Raw genomic sequence first — 17,086 nt, 5'->3', positions numbered from 1 at the left:
CTACGCGCCCTTTTTAAATGGCAAAGGTGACACGGTTTATTCCGTCAGCATCGACATGAAACTCTCAGAAAGTCCTATCACCCAACATAGCTTTAATGGGCGCAAATTTTTCCTTAAACGTGACGACATGCTCCACTCCCACTTTTCTGGGAACAAAGCACGTAAGTTTATGACGTTAATGGAAGAGCAAAATCCCGACATCACCACGTTAATAAGCTTTGGCTCCGCTCAATCTAATGCCATGTACTCGCTAGCGGCTCTCGCCCAGATTAAACGTTGGGCATTTGAGTTTTATGTTCATCACATTCCATCTTGGCTAAAAAGCTCCCCCATCGGAAACTATCGCGGCGCTCTCGATTTGGGTATGAAAATCACCGCCATGCAAGACATCGGTAGCGAACTCCACCCTAGTGAATACATCCACCAGGTACGAAGAGTAGATGAGTCGACATTGCTGATTCCAGAGGGTGGACGTTCCCACCTCGCTGAAGCTGGCATCAAACAGTTAGCACGAGAAATTCTTGATTGGACGCGATTGAGAGGTAAAGAGCAGTTTACGGTCGCCCTGCCATCAGGTACTGGCACGACGGCTTTATATCTTCATAAACATTTAAGCCCACACGGCATAGAAGTGCTAACTTGCCCTTGCGTAGGCGATGCAGATTACTTAACTGAGCAGTTCAACCAGCTCGGTGAAAACAGCCACCCAACCATTTTAACCGTGCGCAACAAACACCATTTTGGTCGCTTGTACGAAGAAGATTACATCACATGGAAAGCACTCTTTGAGCAAACCGACCTCGAATTTGACCTGTTATACGACCCGTATATGTGGCAATGCCTCACCCCTTGGTTGGAAGAGAACACAGATAAAACGGTGATTTATATTCACCAAGGCGGGTTACTTGGCAACGAGTCGATGTTGCCAAGATATCAACGAGAATTTGAATAGCGTGTTCAAATAAAGTTGTTGCTGATTACAGTGATTCCACTATTTGATGAGCGCCAGAATTTCTTTAAATTCAGGTGCTCGGCAATCTTCGACCATTTCATACAAACACATTTCTAACCCAGTGAGCACCACACCGTTAGCGGTTAACTTCGCAAGAGCGAGCGCTTTATTGGCAGCGGTTCGGGAAGAGACACAATCCGTGACTAATTCAACGCGATAACCGGACTGGCGCAGAGAAACCGCGGTTTGATAGACGCAAATGTGGGATTCAATACCGCAAACCAACCAGGTATCAACTTTCGCGTTCTCCACCGCGACCTTAAACGTCGCCTCTTTGCAACCATCAAACGTGTACTTGGTAATAGGTAAATGCGTGCTTTCAAGCACTTCACGAATCGGCTCCGCGGTTGGGCCCAACCTTTCTGGATTCTGTTCTAGCCACAGAATAGGCAAATCTAGTGCTTTGGCGCCCTTTACCAGTTTCGTGATATTTTCAATCAGTGCGTCGCTTTCATGCATTAATGTAGCGAGTTTGCCCTGAACATCCACCACAATCAGGCCCGTGTTTCCTTTCGATAACATTTCCATCTCCTATCTTGTGCGACCACAAACCATACTCAACAAGTTGAGCAACAGTTAATGTATCAGAACCCTTTCATGTTAGAGCAATAAAACCTAGAAAGATGACCTTCGCTCACACATTTGCCCTTAGGTAAGAGTGGTTTGAACTGACTATTTAAATTTCTCTCGAATTAGTTCAATCAAGGCTTTGACTTTATTGGGCAGAAATAAGGCCGAGGGATAAATCAGAGTAAGATGCTGCTTCGGATGCGCGAATTGAGGCAGCACCTCGACCAACAAACCGTCTCTCAGTGCAGGCTTGGAATGAATTTGAGGAATAAACGCGATGCCGTTTCCTGCTATCGCCATCGAGCGCAGCAAGTTGAGGTCATCCGAACGCAACGCCACATGCAGATCTGAATCGAGCAAATCGGCATTGTAACGATTAGTTAAAAGGCGATGCTGCTTAAGATCTTCCACCGTTTTTACTGGCGGATGCGATTCTAGATAGGCTTTTGACGCAACAAAGTGACTACGATAAGGCAAAAGACTGAACTGCACATAGCTGTCATCGGTGACTTTGACCACGCTCGGAAGAAGCTGTAAATCAAACGATTGACGCTTGAGATCGACACTCTCTTGATGGTTTTCAATCTCGACCGAAATCTCCGGATACCGCGTTGTGTACTCGGTGATGATCGCGTTAAACGCGGCAGAGCTCATCAATGCGGAAGGAATGGCTAAACGCACCTTGCCCGTCAGCTCTTGTTGATATTCGTGCATGGCATTTAAACCTTGCTGAATATGGTCAATAGGCTGCCCCACCAACTCAAACAAGCGTTTCCCGTGCTCCGTCAACTCAATGCTGCGTGTTGTGCGAATCAAAAGCTGTACCCCGAGCGATTTCTCTAATTCTTGCAGACGACGACTCACTTTTGAGCGTTGTAGTTGATTCGCCTCTGCCGCTGCACTTATACCGCCGTGAACCACCGTCTGAGTGAATAGGTAAATATCATCAAAATTAACGTTCATTGTCCTATTTTTAGGTCATTTATGTTCGTATTATCATTCTACTGAATTGTGAGTGACTTCTCTATAATCCGCTATCCAATATGTTTAACGGAGCTTGTAATGACGGCTGACCAAAAATTCAAACACTGGATGCGAACTTTGATTGTCCTGTTCATCGTACTATTTTTGTACATTATCATTGCTGACCGCCACGCCCCCTTAACGACCGAAGGACGAGTGCAAGGATACGTTGTCCAAGTCGCACCCGAGGTATCTGGTAAAGTGACCGACGTTCTCATCGAGAATAACCAGTCCGTTCAAAAAGGCGATGTGTTGTTTACGATTGATGATCGTAAATACAAGATAGCGCTTGAACAGGCGGAGCTGTCTCTGCAATCCGCTTATGAAAAAGAAGCAACGCTGTATTCTCAACGCGAAGCCGCTCTTGCCAATATTGCCCGCGCACAAGCGACATTTGATAATGCACACCGCGAGTACAACCGCTTACTGACACTATCGAAGCAGAAAGTCATCTCTCAATCGACACTCGATAATGCCTTTGCCCAAAATCAGGTATCACGTGCAGCGCTTAAAGCGGAACGACAAAACTTAAAAGTCATTGAGGCGCAATTAGGCGATCAAAAAGGTCAAAGCACCGCCGTTCGAATTGCCAAAAACGGCATCGAAAAGGCGCAACTTGATTTGACAAATACCGCGGTACTCGCTCCCAGTGATGGTGTCGTGACCAACCTGCAACTAGAAGTTGGCACGATGGCAAACACCAACATGCCATTGCTGACATTTGTACCAACAGGATCACTCTGGGTAGCCGCTGATTTTCGTGAAAAATCCGTCGCGAACATAGACAAGACTTTCCACGCCTTGGTCACATTTGATGCCAACCCAGGTTCGGTGTACGACTTTGATTTAGCTAGCCGCGATTACGGTGTAGCAGCCGCACAACAAACGCCTAATGGCGCACTAACCAAAGTGGAAGTGAACAACCGCTGGGTACGTGATGCGCAGCGTACACGAGTGAACCTAACCAGCAGCGAAGAGTTACCACCAGCACTGTTTGTCGGCTCTCGCGCTACCATTGTTTTGTACCCAGACAACAGCATTTTCTGGCAGTTGATGGCGCAAGCACAGATTCACCTCGCAAGCTGGTTCCACTTCATTTACTAGGCGGCGACAATGAAAACCTTACGAATTTGGTTCGGCTGCTCTTTAGGGCTCGCGCTAAGCATGATCTTCGGTTGGTCTTACGGATTTTTTGCCATCATGATGCCGCTGTTTATATTGGGCAGAATGGACAACTTTAATCTTTCGGCTTTATTGATCGTGTTTTTCTCTGCGGTGTGGACAACCATACAAGCCACATTTTTGCTGGAATACTTGCAGTTTCATCCAACATTAATGACCGTAGCCGTCGGAATCATTATGCTGTTCAAGTGCATTGCAATGATGAACCAGAAAACCTATTTGTTTGGTTACATGGGGCTGTTAGTGGGTTCAATTGTGTTGAATTTTGCCAGCTATAACTTCATGGATATTGAAGAGTTCAATGTCAACATGTGGGTGATGGCGTTCAGCAATATTTTTGTTTGCGCATTCGCGTATTGGTTGTTCCCTGAGCCAAAGTCCCACACCGAGCACATTGAGATGTCGACCCCAGTGAAAAGCGATATTGACTACATCAGCCAAGTTGCCATGGGTTGGGTAGTGGCGATGGCGGCGTTTATCGTATTCCAAGTAGCGGACTTATATGACTCGTTATCCGCACAAGCTTCCATTTTGATCATCCTAACCCCAATGACTTTAGCGGGCTCGCTCGCCATGGCAAAAATTCGCATCATCGGCACCGCACTAGGCTGCATCGCAGGGATGGCTGTTCAGCTGATATTGGGCAGTTGGTATGGGCATGGGCTACTCTTTTGGCTCGCCTTTACCATTGCAATGGGGCCATTCTGCTTGTGGCTCACCAAGGGGCAAATTAAAGCGGCTATCGCGTTTTCTGCCATGTCTGCCCTATCGGTTCCGCTGACGACCTCGTTGGTGCCAGAACAAAAAGACGCGTTCTTTTCGATCTTGTACCGTTTCAGCTCGATTTTCGTTGCGGTTCTGCTCACCGCGATGGTGATGTGGGTGGTGCATCACTGGATTCGTGTGATGTTGCTAAAGCATCCTGAGATGAAGAGCGTAGAGTTGAATTAAATCTGGCCGAGGCTGGAAACGGGAAATGTATGCCGCTCACTTTACTGTGAGCGGCATTTTTATTTAAAACGGTCACCCTGAACAACGAGGGACGAGGTGATTCAGGAGCTACCCACCGAGTGCTGTGAAGTTCTAAGGTTATCGCCATTTTCCAGTGAGTTGTTAGTAGATTCCTAGTCTCGTCTAGACTCGCTGGAATGACCCAAATTTGAATACAAGCCAAATAGTTGGGTATGTGAGTAACATATCTCCCAACATCCGTCATCCTGAACATCGAGGAACGAGCGTGATTCAGGTTCTACTAACCACGTGCTTTGAAGTGCAAAAGTTATCGCTATTTCATAGCGAGCTGTAATCAGATTCCTAGCCTCGTTTAAACTCGCTAGAATGATCCTATCTTGGAGCTGCCCCAATACCTAGGGTTGTGGCGAGCAATATATCTTCCAACATCCGTCATCCTGAACAGCGAGGGACGAGCGTGATTCAGGATCTACCCACCGAGTGCTTTGAAGTGCGGAAGTTATCGCTATTTCCTAGCGAGCAGTAAACCGACTCCTAGTCTCATTTAAACTCGCTAGAATGACCCTAATTTTAGTTCATGGTGCGGAGCCTAAGTATTAACATCAACCCACCAACTCTTTACGAATGATCTCCGCACCCGCACTTAACGCATTGAGCTTAGCGGTCGATACTTCAAGAGACAAAGGCGCCATACCACAGTTGGTACATGGGTAAAGCTTGTCGGCATCAACGTATTTCAATGCCTCTCGCAGTGTATTCGCCACTTCTTCTGGCGTTTCAATTTCGTTGGTTGCAACGTCAATCGCACCAACCATCACTTTCTTACCGCGAATCAACTCAAGTAACTCAATAGGCACTCGTGAGTTATGACATTCGAGCGAGATAATATCGATATTCGACTGCTGCAATTTAGGGAATACTTCTTCGTATTGTCGCCATTCAGTGCCTAGCGTTTGCTTCCAATCCGTGTTCGCTTTGATGCCGTAGCCATAGCAGATATGCACCGCCGTTTCACATTTCAGCCCTTCAATCGCACGCTCTAAACATGCAATGCCCCACTCGTTCACATCATCGAAAAACACATTGAACGCAGGCTCATCAAACTGAATGATGTCGACACCTGCAGCTTCAAGCTCTTTCGCTTCTTGATTGAGGATCTTTGCAAATTCCCAAGCCAGCTTTTCACGGCTACCGTAATGATCATCATAAAGCGTGTCGATCATCGTCATAGGGCCTGGCAGCGCCCACTTGATAGGTTGCTTAGTTTGCTGACGCAAGAACTTGGCATCTTCAACAAACACGGGCTTTGTGCGGCTTACTGGGCCAACCACAGTCGGAACACTTGCTTCATAACGGTTGCGAATGGTCACCGTTTTGCGGTTTTCAAAATCTACGCCGCTTAAATGCTCAATAAAGGTCGTCACAAAATGTTGCCGAGTTTGCTCGCCATCACTGACGATATCAACGCCTGCCAGTTCTTGTTCTTGCAAAGCGACACGTAGCGCATCGCGTTTGCCATCAATCAGTTCTTCACCTTGCAGTTTCCACGGTGACCAAAGTTTTTCTGGTTCGGCCAGCCAAGAAGGTTTCGGTAAGCTGCCAGCCGTTGAAGTCGGTAATAGTGTTTTCATCGTCATTCCTTTCTAGATTCTCGTTATCTTTTACGCGTAATTTGCAGACCATTGTTCAAGCACAGATTGATAAGGTTTGATGAAATGCTCTTCGGCAAATTTCCCTTGTTCAATCGCCAGTTGGCTGCGCTCTTCTCGGTCGTAAACGATTTGAGTTAGCGAGTGGTCTAGGTTTTTTAAGTTTGGCTGGTAGCAATTACCGGCAACCGCGTTGGCATTGTAAATCTCAGGTCGGTAAATCTTCTGGAATGTCTCCATCGTGCTTATCGTGCTGATAAGCTCTAGGTTTGAATAATCGTTCAACAAGTCACCGAAGAAGTAGAATGCCAATGGTGCAACACTGTTTGGCGGCATAAAGTAGCGCACCTGTAAGCCCATCTTTTTGAAGTACTGCTCCGTCAACGAAGATTCGTTCGGCTGATATTCAAAGCCCAAAACAGGATGTTGATTTTCGGTGCGTCGGTATACCTTGTTGTCCGATACGCTCAGACAAATCACTGGCAGCTTTTTGAAATGCTGTTTATAAGACTCAGAATTAACGAAAGCTTTGAACAGTTTGCCATGCAAGTCACCGAAGTTCGCTGGGATGCTGAACTGTGGCTGGTTTTTGTTGTGGTCCAACAGCAAAACGCTAAAGTCGTAATCACGAACGTATGAAGAGAAGTTATTGCCCACAATGCCTTCGATGCGCTCGTTAGTGTTGTGATCAACAATGTTAGTTTTGAGCACTTCAATCGATGGGAATGCTTCTCCACTACCTTGGATATCCATATCAACAGAGATGATTTCAAGTTCAACTGAGTAGCGGTCACCTTGCGCGTTATCCCAATATGCCAACGCATTAAAACGATTATCGATCATTCGGAGCGCATTGCGCAGATTCTCTCGGCGGTAGTTTCCGCGAGCCAGATTAGCAAAGTTGGTAGTGATTCGCGTGTTGTCTGATGGTTGGTAATTCTCATCAAAGCGAATGCTTTTGATAGCAAATGTGAAATCGTTATTCATCGTGAGTTGGTATCCTATTTCCTTAGATAAAGCAGACTTTTCCTAACTCTGTGCATGGGGACATTTTTTGTTTTTTGGTTTTCCCAATCGTTAGGTTGCACAGCACTTACGACGAACGGTTCGTACAAAAAACGACCGTCGCAGTGCCTAACACCAGAGCAGTCCTTTTTTTATACTTGCTTCACGAGTTGAGTAATATTGGTATTGTTTCACATTGAACATGAAGGAAATTCATAGTGGCAGTTCCAACCCTGAGAGAGCTATCGTAGATACTGTTTTTCATTGACACCAATACACGTAACTTGGCGAGCATATTGCCAATATGTGTAATTAAGAAACGGATAAGAGATTAGCAGTACGTAAACCAGTTTAAGCCGAGAAAACGCATTGTATGAACAAGGCACCAACTGGAATATAGGACAGCGTAACTTAAATAGCACTTTTCACACTCCATCGTTTATTCAAGCATTCGTTTAATTAGAAGTACGTTACATTTTATATTCTCGAAACATGATTATTTAATAATCTTATTTATTTCTTTTTCTATCTTTACCATCTTAAACGTAAAGTTTAATTTCCTGCTGTAAAAGCACATATAACTTCATACACGAACATGGCAACTTCATTGACGGACTTTATTACTAAACTATTACATTAAGCTCTAAAAAAATAATAACAAAAAAAACATAAACCACTGTTTTAATTTGAATTAAACCCATAAACCCGAGATAACCACATAACGATACTTTACTTAATTTGGTATAACAAAAACCCTAAAAATAACATGACTAACATTTATAAAATTCACTTTTATCAATAGAAAATCTCAACAAAACATTAGAAAATTAAAATTAAGCAATAACTTAAAAAGACAAGACTTAATAACCAAATTCTTATTTATTATAGTTGAGTGGTGAATTTAAAAACTATGAGACATTAATCCCACGAATCTATCCTTTTTCTTTTTTTAATAAAAAACAAGATGCACTATTTCACCGCTCATTTATTGAGCTTGAATTTATAACCTGTCCATAATTATAAAGTGCCCATCAAGATGGTTTAAAACAAAAGTCTTTATGGGCTGACTAATAGGAAAAAATAATGGAAAAACAGCATCTTTCCGCGAGTATTATCGCACTCGCTTTACTTGGTTCTTTAGCACCAGCACATGCTGAAGATACATTAAAATCTTACACTTCGACGTTGCTTCAGCTTGATGATGGTGATGCACGCTCGAAAAAAATCCGCTTAATTTATTCTTTAGAAAATGTCTGGAACCAATCTTTGCTACCAAATGGCGCTAAAGAAGCCAAGTTGATCCTAAATGGCGGTTCTGGCTTCGACATGACTAATGTTCCAAACAAAGAACAAATCTATGGTTTTGCTACTGGGGGAGATTACCGTTACACCGTTCCAACGGCTTTTAAGCTGGCACTGAGCTATTTAAATGGCGCCCCTTTACGCCACATGAGCCATGCTCCAGAAAACACCATTGCAACGGCATCTGTCAGTGAGTCTCTAGATTTTAACCTTGGATTCAGTGCTTCTACTTCTCCAAATATTAGTGGGGGAATCTCCTGGAGCAACCGTGTAACGTACGACCAGCCAGAGTTTCAAACGGTTGCCGATTTTAACCAAGCTAACGAAAGCATTAATTGGTTAATTGAAAACAAGACTATCCGCCATAATACGCCAGCTAAAGACTGGTTATTGTATCGTTGGACCAGTTGTGACATGGGTAATTTGATTGATTACAATGAGTTACCTGTCGTTATGCGTTCAGACTTTAAACCACAAGTCGGCGTCGTATATAGAAAAAATGACATTCAAGATGGCCTAGATACATCAGAGGTCAAGCTGGTTGCTGGTTGGCGAAAAACCAATTACTACTTTGGTCGCGACTGGTGTAGCTGGTATACCACTCCAGAAAATACCTGGAAGAAAAATCGTGATAGCAGTCAATGGACAGAGACTAGCCGAGCCGTAACTATCTCTTGGAATGACGATCTCTACCACTAACTTATTAGCCTGCGGCCACGGAATAAATAAGTGGCCGCCGTATTTACTAATGAAATAAACGGTAAGACATGACACATGACAAGTAACAAAAACCTCTTGACTGGATCGGCGCTAGCACTTGGTGCAGTACTCGCCATATTTCTGATTAATTCAAATAACAAGAATGCCCAGACCGAACCTGTTGCAAGCCTTGACGAGCAAATCAAGACAGAAGACGCTGCTACAATAAGTGTAACGCCTCCTGAGAGCGATGCTGCTCAAAAGGTGGTTACCACTCCAACACCACAAAGTGGCAATGATGATACTTCCGACGTCATTCCAGCTACACCTTGGATATCTGCCCCATTAAATGAACTGAGCAATGAACTGTACGATTTTATTGAAGCTGAACAGGTAAGTTACATCAGTACGACCGACTATCCATTCGACGAGCAAAAGCAAAAACAATTGCGAACATTAGCCAAGCAAGGGGTTCCTATCTTGTTTGACAATACGGAGTCATCCTATTTGGATAGCTACGGTGTCAGCGAAACCAAAGTCGTATCAGAGTATTTTGGTACGGCGTCTGAAGGTGATGTCATCATCGCTACCGGAGTACAGAATGCAGATGGCAGCATTCATTATCTAGTTTTGCCTTTGAAGAGCAAAGATCTCAACGATAACAGTAAATTGATTGAGGACACTAAGCTCGCAATCACTCTACTTAAAGAACAAAAGCATGACTTGATAAAAGAGAGACAAAACGAACATCGCCAATAAAAAGTAAAGGGAGATAGCCTCTGTATCGCTATTTCCCTTAAAACTCAGTTCTCAATTAAGAAAAGCTCATTTCTCCCTACTTACCGGCACTCTATCCGAAATTACCTTGCCGTCTTTGATGGTGATGATGCGTTTAGTACGCTCTGCCAGAGCGTTATCGTGCGTCACGATGATTAAGGTTCTACCTTCGGCGTGGAGTTGGTTGAACAGAGCTTCGATCTCAGCACCAGATTTTGAATCGAGCGCGCCGGTTGGCTCATCAGCTAGGATGATTTGAGGGTCGTTGACCAAGGCTCTTGCAATCGCAACTCTCTGCTTTTGACCACCAGAAAGCTGGTTTGGTTTATGTTCTAAACGATCCCCTAGCCCGACTTGCTCTAGCAATTTAGCTGCGCGCTGGCGACGTTCTTTGGCTTTGATACCAGAGTAAACCAACGGCAGTGCCACGTTATCAAGCGCCGTCGCGTATTCCAATAAGTTAAAGCTTTGGAAGACAAACCCGATCTTTTGGTTACGAATGCCAGCGAGGTCATTCGCACTTAAACTTGCGACGTTTTGGCCGCCAAGTTGGTACTCGCCATCAGTGGGCTTATCTAAACAGCCGAGCATGTTCATCAACGTTGACTTACCCGAACCGGACGGGCCAAGAATCGAAAGAAACTCGCCTTGATTAATGGTTAAGTCAACGCCGTCGAGCGCACGTACTTCCGCCTCTCCGCTTGAGTAGTATTTGCAGATGTTGGTTAGCTCAACAAGCGGCTGGTTCAACATGTTCTCTCCAGAGTTATTGTTGTTATTCACTTTGTAGCGCCTCCAATGGGCTGACTTTTGCGGCTCGGTTTGCAGGTAACCATGCAGATGCCACACCAATGATCATTAAGGTGAGGATGACAATCGCGACAACGACACACGACAACTCAGGGACAGGTTTACCCAGTTGTTCATAAAAGGCATTGCCCTCTAAAGGAATGGAACTGATGGCAGACACCAGCGCGTACGTCACGGCTAACCCAAGCGCACCCCCCATCAACATTGTCAATAAATACTGTACTAAATAGTGCATGCGAATGGCAGTTGGGGTTGCACCGACTGCCATGCGCACGCCGATATCACGCGTAGATCGCTTTACGGTGGCATACATCACATTGGCGATGCCAACGCCAGCAACAGCTAACGTCACGAAGCCGATAATGCCAAGAAAACTCTGCAAACCTATCAGAAACTGCTGCATACTCTTTTGTTTAAGGAACATATCATCGACTTGGACGACCTGTTCATCACTGACACTTGCCCCGTGTTTACGGGCAATCACTTGCCTGATCGTCTTTGCTAAAGCTTCTCGGTTTACATCGGCTTGTGGTTGCACATTGATGCCACCAATTTCACCGTTGACATGAAATCGCTTCCACGTCGCTAACGGCACAAAGCTGGAATAGTTGATAAGATCCCCCAGTTCTATTTGGGCGCTGTTTTTCTCCAATACGCCCACAACTGTGAACTCCTCATTGCCGATTTTTACCTTTTTCCCCACAGGGTTGACTTGCAATGTGACTGTCGCAAACCAACTAAAGTCCTCATTCGAGTTGAATAAGTCGGCTGCCAGTTCATAACCCAGTACAACGACTTTGCGCGTCTCTTTTTGATCGAGTGGGTTTAACCATCGCCCCCCCGCCATCGGCACCAAATTGGTCATGGATTGAAACTCGCTCGTGACCGCTAACGGCTCTTGCCACGAGCTTCTGTCACCAACGGTGATGCGCTCTTTCCACTTCGCCGTTGGCGCAACGCTTTTTACATCAGGTAACGCTCGAACGACCTCTGAATCGTCCATTTTTAGTGTCAGAAACTTACCTTGGTGAAAAGCACCGTGGTCGACGGTGGCCATCCCTCCGGTCAAATAAATCAAGTTGCCGTTACCATTTTGTGCGGTTTTCAATACGCCCTGACGAATACCCTCACCTACCGCCAACATAGCAGCGATACAAAGGGTCGCCCACGCTACTGCTAGAATGGTCAAACCCAGTCTCAGCTTTTCTGCGGCCATTTCTTGGAAAATTTGTCTCATCGGTAACAACATGACTAAGCCCTCGCACTCAAAGCAATGACTGGCGTGAGACGCGATGCTCGCCTTGCTGGGAAATACGACGCCATCAATGCCAAGATAAGCGTCACAAGTAAAGACCAAGCAATGGAATCTGGCGTGATCACAGGTAAACCAATCCATTCCGGTAATGCCATGCTGCTTAAGACAGATACCACGGCATACGAAAACATCAGACCTAATGCCGTGCCCACGGCTACCAATATAAGCCCTTCAAGAATAAACTGACTGAGTATGGATTTTTGAGTCGCCCCGATCGCCAAACGCACACCGATTTCACGCGTGCGCTCCGTGACAGATAAAAACATGATGTTGGCAACGCCAAGCGCACCGACCGCCATGGTCATCGCGCCGCTCGCTCCAAGAAAAATCTGAATGCCACGCAAAATTCCACTGATGACCGCCGCACCTTCACTAAAATCGGGTAATTCGACCGCATCTTTATCACTGGGGTCAAAATGAAGCTGCTTGGCGAAAAAGTTCACGATATTTTGTCGAAACGACGGTGCATCCATCCCGTCTCTCGGCTTCATCAATACCATCCAAGGTTTCGCATCCCACAAATCGCGGTACGTTGTTTGAGGAATGAAAACCGTGCGGCTATCGCCGAATGAAATGCCAGTGTCCTCACCAACGGTTATCCCAATCACCAAAAACGGAATGCCGTTGACTTTGAGCCTATCCCCGATTTGGATTCCGCCCATTTGCGCAATTTGATCGCCTAACACCGCCACGCGAGTATGGTTGTTCATATCACTTGGTGACAGGTTTCTCGAACCAGATTGCAGCTTGCGTTGCATTAAAGGAAAGTAAGACGTGTCAATACCGCTGACCGTACTCGATAAGTTCTGTCCTTTGAGATTGGTGATATTCGCATCCCATTTGGCGTAAACGCTCGACGCCTGTTGCACGAAGCCCGACTGTTTGATCGTGTCGACTTTTTCTTGTGGTATATCAATTTGGCGCCTTGAAGGTAACCCTTGCCACGGTTTACTGGTACTCGACGGAAACACCACTTGCACATTGTTGATCATAAATGAAAACGACTGGGTCTGATGGCGATAAAAGCCTTCGCCAAGTGCGATTAACACCACCACAGAGATCACGCCCCAAGCAATCGCGATAATGGCTAGCACGCTCTTCATGCGGTGCGCCATCAACGTTTGCCAAGTTTGTTGCAATAGGCTGCTCATGAATGAAAAGCCCGAGAGATCAACGCCATGGTATCGTCATCGAGTTTCCCTGCGGTTTGCAGTAAGCCGATTCTCTTACGCCAGTAGCTGTACAAGTTGGTTTGCAGACTGTTTTTCGCCTCAAACAAGCTGTTGTGTGCGCTGATAACTTCCGACACTTCAAGCAGGCCAGCGTCGTAAAGTTTCTCTTTGCTTTGCAACACTCTGGCGCGCGACTCAACCAGCTCGTTCGCTATCAAAACTTGATTCCAGTTGATATCGACCTGCGTAAACTGCTGAATAACTCGTTTCTGAATATCAATTTCCACTCTACGCATATCTTGCTTGGCGCTTAAAATGTTCAACGATGCTTCGTCCACTTTCGCTCGCACTGCACCATTGAGGTCAATCGGCAAACTCAAACTAATCCCAGCGTTAAACTCGCCGTTTGAACGACTATCACCATCGCTGTAGCCCACACTGCCTTTGACGGTTGGGTAGTATCCACCTTTAGCTGAATCTTTCGCGAACTCGCTCGCTTTCACCATCTGCGCCGCCACCAACAGCTCTGGACTACTGTCTTTCGCCAGCTTTAGCCATTGCTCCTGAGAGTCCACCAGCATCGGTGGCTGAATCAAAGAATCCGTTCGAATTTGGTCGACACTCTCCGGCATTTGATTGATTAACGCCGCAAGCTCTGCTTTTTTCACTTCGAGATCGGCTTTTGCATTGAGGATACTTGCTTGCTCAGAGACTTGATTCGCTCGCATCTCTTCAACATCAACCGACTTCACTTTGCCTGCTCGATAGCGTTTCTCGATGATGTTGAGAAGTTCCTTCCCCTCCTCCAGCTTGGACTGCGCCAATTTGAGGTCGCCCTGTGCGCTTGCCACATCTAGGTAAGCGGTGAGCAACTTCTGCGCAAGCTCGTTATGTGATTGAGATAGCTCTAACTGTGCTTTGAGATAATTGGCATTCGCTTGATCCAGTTCCGACCACAAACTGCTATCCCAAATAGTTTGAGATAAGGTAGCGCCGTAACTGTTGGAATGGCTTGAGGACTCATTCCAATCCGCTGACGCACTGGCACTTAAACCCGGCAATAACGCACTGCGGCTACTCTGTACGCCAACCTCGCCAAGCTGGACGCCGATTTTCGCTTTTTCGTAATTTGGATCGTTCTGCTTTGCTTGTTGCCAAGCTTGTTCAATAGAAATTGCGTAGGTCGGCAAACTGAGCGTGGCAGCCAACAATGCAAAGGCGATTGTTGATCGTTGCAGCTTAACCATGCGCCGCTCCCATCATACTGTTGTCGATAACCTCTTCATCAAGCTCCACGCCGTCAAGCACTTCGACATTGATGCCATCTGACAGACCGAGTTTCACAGGTTGTTTATGAAACCCTTGTTCTGAGCTATCGGGGATCAGAACATTCGGTGCGTCACCATCAAATTGCAGAGCGCGCTCCGGTAGCGTGAGCACGTTTTCAGAAGTCTTCAGAATGATTTGAGCCGTCGATGAAAAACCAGAACGAAGCAACACATCTTGTGGGATCTTGAGTTCTCCCACTTCAACCTCAAAACCGTTATCAAAACTTTTAGCCAAAGCGTTGCCTTCTGGTGAGTTAAGGTTCTCAGATTGAATCGCTACTTTGGTTAGCACACCAGAAATCGCCACATCAGGATAAGGCGCAACCGTCAACATAACGGGCATTCCCGGAGACAACTGCGCAGCATCATGCTCACTGACGCTACCTTTAAAAATCAGACTGTTCATGTCGGCCAATGACATCATTTCAGTCGCGGCTTGGCTTGATTGAGTCGAGATGATCGGCTCTCCGACCTCAACTTTCTGGTTGAGTACCGTGCCATCAATTGGCGCGTAGATCGTCGACGTTAAACGCGCATCACCGATAGACGCCTCACCACTGCGGATGAGTTCGAGATTCTGGCGCTTTTGCAATACGTCCGCTTGCGCAGATTTGACTGCCGAGCGCGCACTTACGTATTCGTCGTAGTTACTTGGAATAATGTCCTGCTTGACCAAGCTTTCTAAGTTGGACAGTTTTTGTTTGGCGGATTCCAGATCGGCTTCACTACGCATGAGTTCTGCCGATGCATCCGTTAATGCTTGGGGGGTTGGGTTTGGACGCACTTTGACCAGCGGCTGGCCTTGCTTCACCTTTTCACCAACTTTCGCGTAAATTTCACCGACGATACCGTCGATTTGTGACTTGATAGACACGGAGTGTGCAGGGACAATTTTACCAACAGCCACCGCTTGTTTTTCAATCGTGCCTTTTTCCACAATCAATGTAGGCAGCAATTCTGGTTGAGCAGCAGATTGGAGATAGAAGTACGTACCACCGCCGAGCAGCGCAATGCTCACTGCGGAGACAAGCCAACGTTTCGTCATTATTTATTCCAACAATTATTGGGTAGTCTAATGACTACTCCTAAAACACAAAGTTGAAGGAATAATATCCTGCTTTAATAGCGGTTTGGTTGTCACAGTTGGTATGGTTTTGTCAGTCACCTCTGACAATCAAAGACTAAAAAAATCTCGAGGAATCATTCAGCGAAGACGCTGTCTACGATGGCGACTGACAAGATCTGTAACCGCTCGTTTCAACCGCTATCAATTTCATTCTGAACAATGTGCAAAATGGCGCTGTTCGATATCCTCCAATCGCATATCCATACAGTCTTGCGCCTCACGTCCTAGAGCAGGAAAAACTGCATGCGCTTTTAAAATGCCTTGGCTGATAAAGCCGCATTTCTCCAACACACGGATACTCGCGTGGTTGCCAATATGCGGGGCGGTGCGAATGCGCGTTATACCCAAGCTTTGCAGGTAGACAACGCCAAGTTTGCAGGCTTGGGTTGCATAGCCTTTTCCCCGATAGCGAGCAGAAATACCAAAATGGATTTCACTGCTGTCTTGCTCAGGTATCAGCACCAGACAACCAATAGGAGTTTGAGAAGTGAGTTCTTCAATAGCGAAGACTAAGAGATTGGGAGACTTTTGATCATATTGAGCACACCATCTTTCGATAGCTTCAAGGGTTTGATTAACATTTTGGTGGGCTTGGCGATTGAGGAAGCGGCATGCTTTCTCATCGCCTAAATAGTTTTCAAACAGGGGAGCAGCGTCTGTTGTTTTGAGGTATCTGATTGCCACTTGTTGAGATTCAACTCTCATCATGATTTAGCTCTGATAAACATTCGGTTTCCAGATTTGCATAAAGTTTTCTACTGGAGCAATAGGAGTGAACCCAAACTGTTCGTACAACCCATGAGCATCGCGGGTTGCAAGCATCATACGGCGTAAGCCTTGTAGTTCTGGATGAGCAACAATTTCTGAGATCAACCACTTACTGATGCCTTTACCACGGTGTACCTCCATAACAAACACATCGGCAAGGTACGCAAACGTGGTACGATCGGTAATTAACCGAGCAAAAGCAACGAGTTGATTTTCATCATCCAAAACCGCGAAACAGAACGAATGGCGCAATGACTTCTCAAGGCGTTCTCTTGGAATGCCCTTTCCCCAGTAACTGTTTGAAATGAACTCGTAGATAACGTCTAAATCCATGTCATCTAACGACGTAGTAATTTGAAATCCTTGCATTGTATCC

Annotated in this window: 16 protein-coding genes; 5 read left to right on the top strand and 11 right to left on the bottom strand. The window is 45.8% G+C overall.

Features of this window, described 5'->3' with window-relative positions:
* Positions 1 to 55 precede the first annotated feature (55 nt).
* Positions 56 to 952 (top strand): 1-aminocyclopropane-1-carboxylate deaminase/D-cysteine desulfhydrase, encoded by an 897-nt coding sequence (locus R8O10_RS06410; protein WP_318191248.1) that lies wholly within the window; start codon positions 56 to 58, stop codon positions 950 to 952.
* A 39-nt stretch (positions 953 to 991) separates the two neighbouring features.
* Here the strand turns inward: R8O10_RS06410 and R8O10_RS06405 are convergent, their stop codons facing one another.
* Positions 992 to 1,534, bottom strand: a complete 543-nt coding sequence (locus tag R8O10_RS06405) for a hydrolase (RefSeq protein WP_005457944.1) — start codon at positions 1,532 to 1,534, stop codon at positions 992 to 994.
* A 150-nt stretch (positions 1,535 to 1,684) separates the two neighbouring features.
* On the bottom strand, positions 1,685 to 2,545 hold the full coding sequence (locus R8O10_RS06400) for a LysR family transcriptional regulator (RefSeq protein WP_017634710.1): 861 nt from the start codon (positions 2,543 to 2,545) through the stop codon (positions 1,685 to 1,687).
* Between the two features lie 99 nt (positions 2,546 to 2,644).
* Here R8O10_RS06400 and R8O10_RS06395 point away from each other — a divergent pair, with 99 nt between their 5' ends.
* Together R8O10_RS06395 and R8O10_RS06390 are read left to right on the top strand one after the other, a co-directional pair.
* Complete coding sequence (locus R8O10_RS06395; RefSeq protein WP_234499420.1) at positions 2,645 to 3,709, top strand: HlyD family secretion protein; 1,065 nt, start codon at positions 2,645 to 2,647, stop codon at positions 3,707 to 3,709.
* A gap of 9 nt (positions 3,710 to 3,718) precedes the next feature.
* Positions 3,719 to 4,738: a DUF2955 domain-containing protein gene (locus R8O10_RS06390; protein WP_053304259.1), complete on the top strand. Its 1,020-nt coding sequence runs from the start codon at positions 3,719 to 3,721 to the stop codon at positions 4,736 to 4,738.
* Between the two features lie 623 nt (positions 4,739 to 5,361).
* Here R8O10_RS06390 and R8O10_RS06385 read toward each other — a convergent pair.
* Both R8O10_RS06385 and R8O10_RS06380 read right to left on the bottom strand, forming a co-directional pair.
* Positions 5,362 to 6,390 carry a methionine synthase gene (locus R8O10_RS06385; protein ID WP_017636058.1) on the bottom strand — a complete coding sequence of 343 codons (1,029 nt, stop codon included), beginning with the start codon at positions 6,388 to 6,390 and terminating at the stop codon, positions 5,362 to 5,364.
* 30 nt (positions 6,391 to 6,420) lie between these two features.
* Positions 6,421 to 7,395, bottom strand: a complete 975-nt coding sequence (locus tag R8O10_RS06380) for a DUF1852 domain-containing protein (protein ID WP_017636059.1) — start codon at positions 7,393 to 7,395, stop codon at positions 6,421 to 6,423.
* Positions 7,396 to 8,496: 1,101 nt separating this feature from the next.
* On the opposite strand from R8O10_RS06380, the gene R8O10_RS06375 reads away from it, so the two are divergent.
* Both R8O10_RS06375 and R8O10_RS06370 read left to right on the top strand, forming a co-directional pair.
* Positions 8,497 to 9,414 (top strand): leukocidin family pore-forming toxin, encoded by a 918-nt coding sequence (locus R8O10_RS06375; protein ID WP_005376731.1) that lies wholly within the window; start codon positions 8,497 to 8,499, stop codon positions 9,412 to 9,414.
* Positions 9,415 to 9,489: 75 nt separating this feature from the next.
* Positions 9,490 to 10,173: a topoisomerase I gene (locus R8O10_RS06370; protein WP_318191227.1), complete on the top strand. Its 684-nt coding sequence runs from the start codon at positions 9,490 to 9,492 to the stop codon at positions 10,171 to 10,173.
* Positions 10,174 to 10,239: 66 nt separating this feature from the next.
* On the opposite strand, the gene R8O10_RS06365 is transcribed toward R8O10_RS06370, so the two are convergent.
* The 7 genes from R8O10_RS06365 to R8O10_RS06335 form a co-directional block, all read right to left on the bottom strand.
* The gene (locus R8O10_RS06365; protein ID WP_318191247.1) at positions 10,240 to 10,944 is read right to left on the bottom strand and encodes an ABC transporter ATP-binding protein; all 705 of its coding nucleotides are present in this window, start codon (positions 10,942 to 10,944) and stop codon (positions 10,240 to 10,242) included.
* Between the two features lie 22 nt (positions 10,945 to 10,966).
* The gene (locus R8O10_RS06360; RefSeq protein WP_318191226.1) at positions 10,967 to 12,250 is read right to left on the bottom strand and encodes an ABC transporter permease; all 1,284 of its coding nucleotides are present in this window, start codon (positions 12,248 to 12,250) and stop codon (positions 10,967 to 10,969) included.
* A 2-nt stretch (positions 12,251 to 12,252) separates the two neighbouring features.
* Positions 12,253 to 13,467, bottom strand: coding sequence for an ABC transporter permease (locus tag R8O10_RS06355; protein ID WP_239932584.1), 1,215 nt, complete (start codon positions 13,465 to 13,467; stop codon positions 12,253 to 12,255).
* Complete coding sequence (locus R8O10_RS06350) at positions 13,464 to 14,735, bottom strand: TolC family protein (RefSeq protein WP_005385783.1); 1,272 nt, start codon at positions 14,733 to 14,735, stop codon at positions 13,464 to 13,466. Before R8O10_RS06350 ends, R8O10_RS06355 begins: the two co-directional genes overlap by 4 nt.
* Positions 14,728 to 15,861 (bottom strand): efflux RND transporter periplasmic adaptor subunit, encoded by a 1,134-nt coding sequence (locus R8O10_RS06345; RefSeq protein WP_318191225.1) that lies wholly within the window; start codon positions 15,859 to 15,861, stop codon positions 14,728 to 14,730. Before R8O10_RS06345 ends, R8O10_RS06350 begins: the two co-directional genes overlap by 8 nt.
* A gap of 228 nt (positions 15,862 to 16,089) precedes the next feature.
* On the bottom strand, positions 16,090 to 16,650 hold the full coding sequence (locus R8O10_RS06340) for a GNAT family N-acetyltransferase (protein WP_213868106.1): 561 nt from the start codon (positions 16,648 to 16,650) through the stop codon (positions 16,090 to 16,092).
* Between the two features lie 3 nt (positions 16,651 to 16,653).
* Entirely contained in the window at positions 16,654 to 17,079 is a 426-nt protein-coding gene (locus R8O10_RS06335; RefSeq protein WP_161440840.1) for a GNAT family N-acetyltransferase, read from the bottom strand.
* Positions 17,080 to 17,086 lie beyond the last annotated feature (7 nt).

The organism is Vibrio sp. 1727, assembly GCF_033344415.1.
GTDB lineage: Bacteria > Pseudomonadota > Gammaproteobacteria > Enterobacterales > Vibrionaceae > Vibrio > Vibrio alginolyticus.
This window is presented reverse-complemented; position numbering and strand designations above follow the sequence as displayed.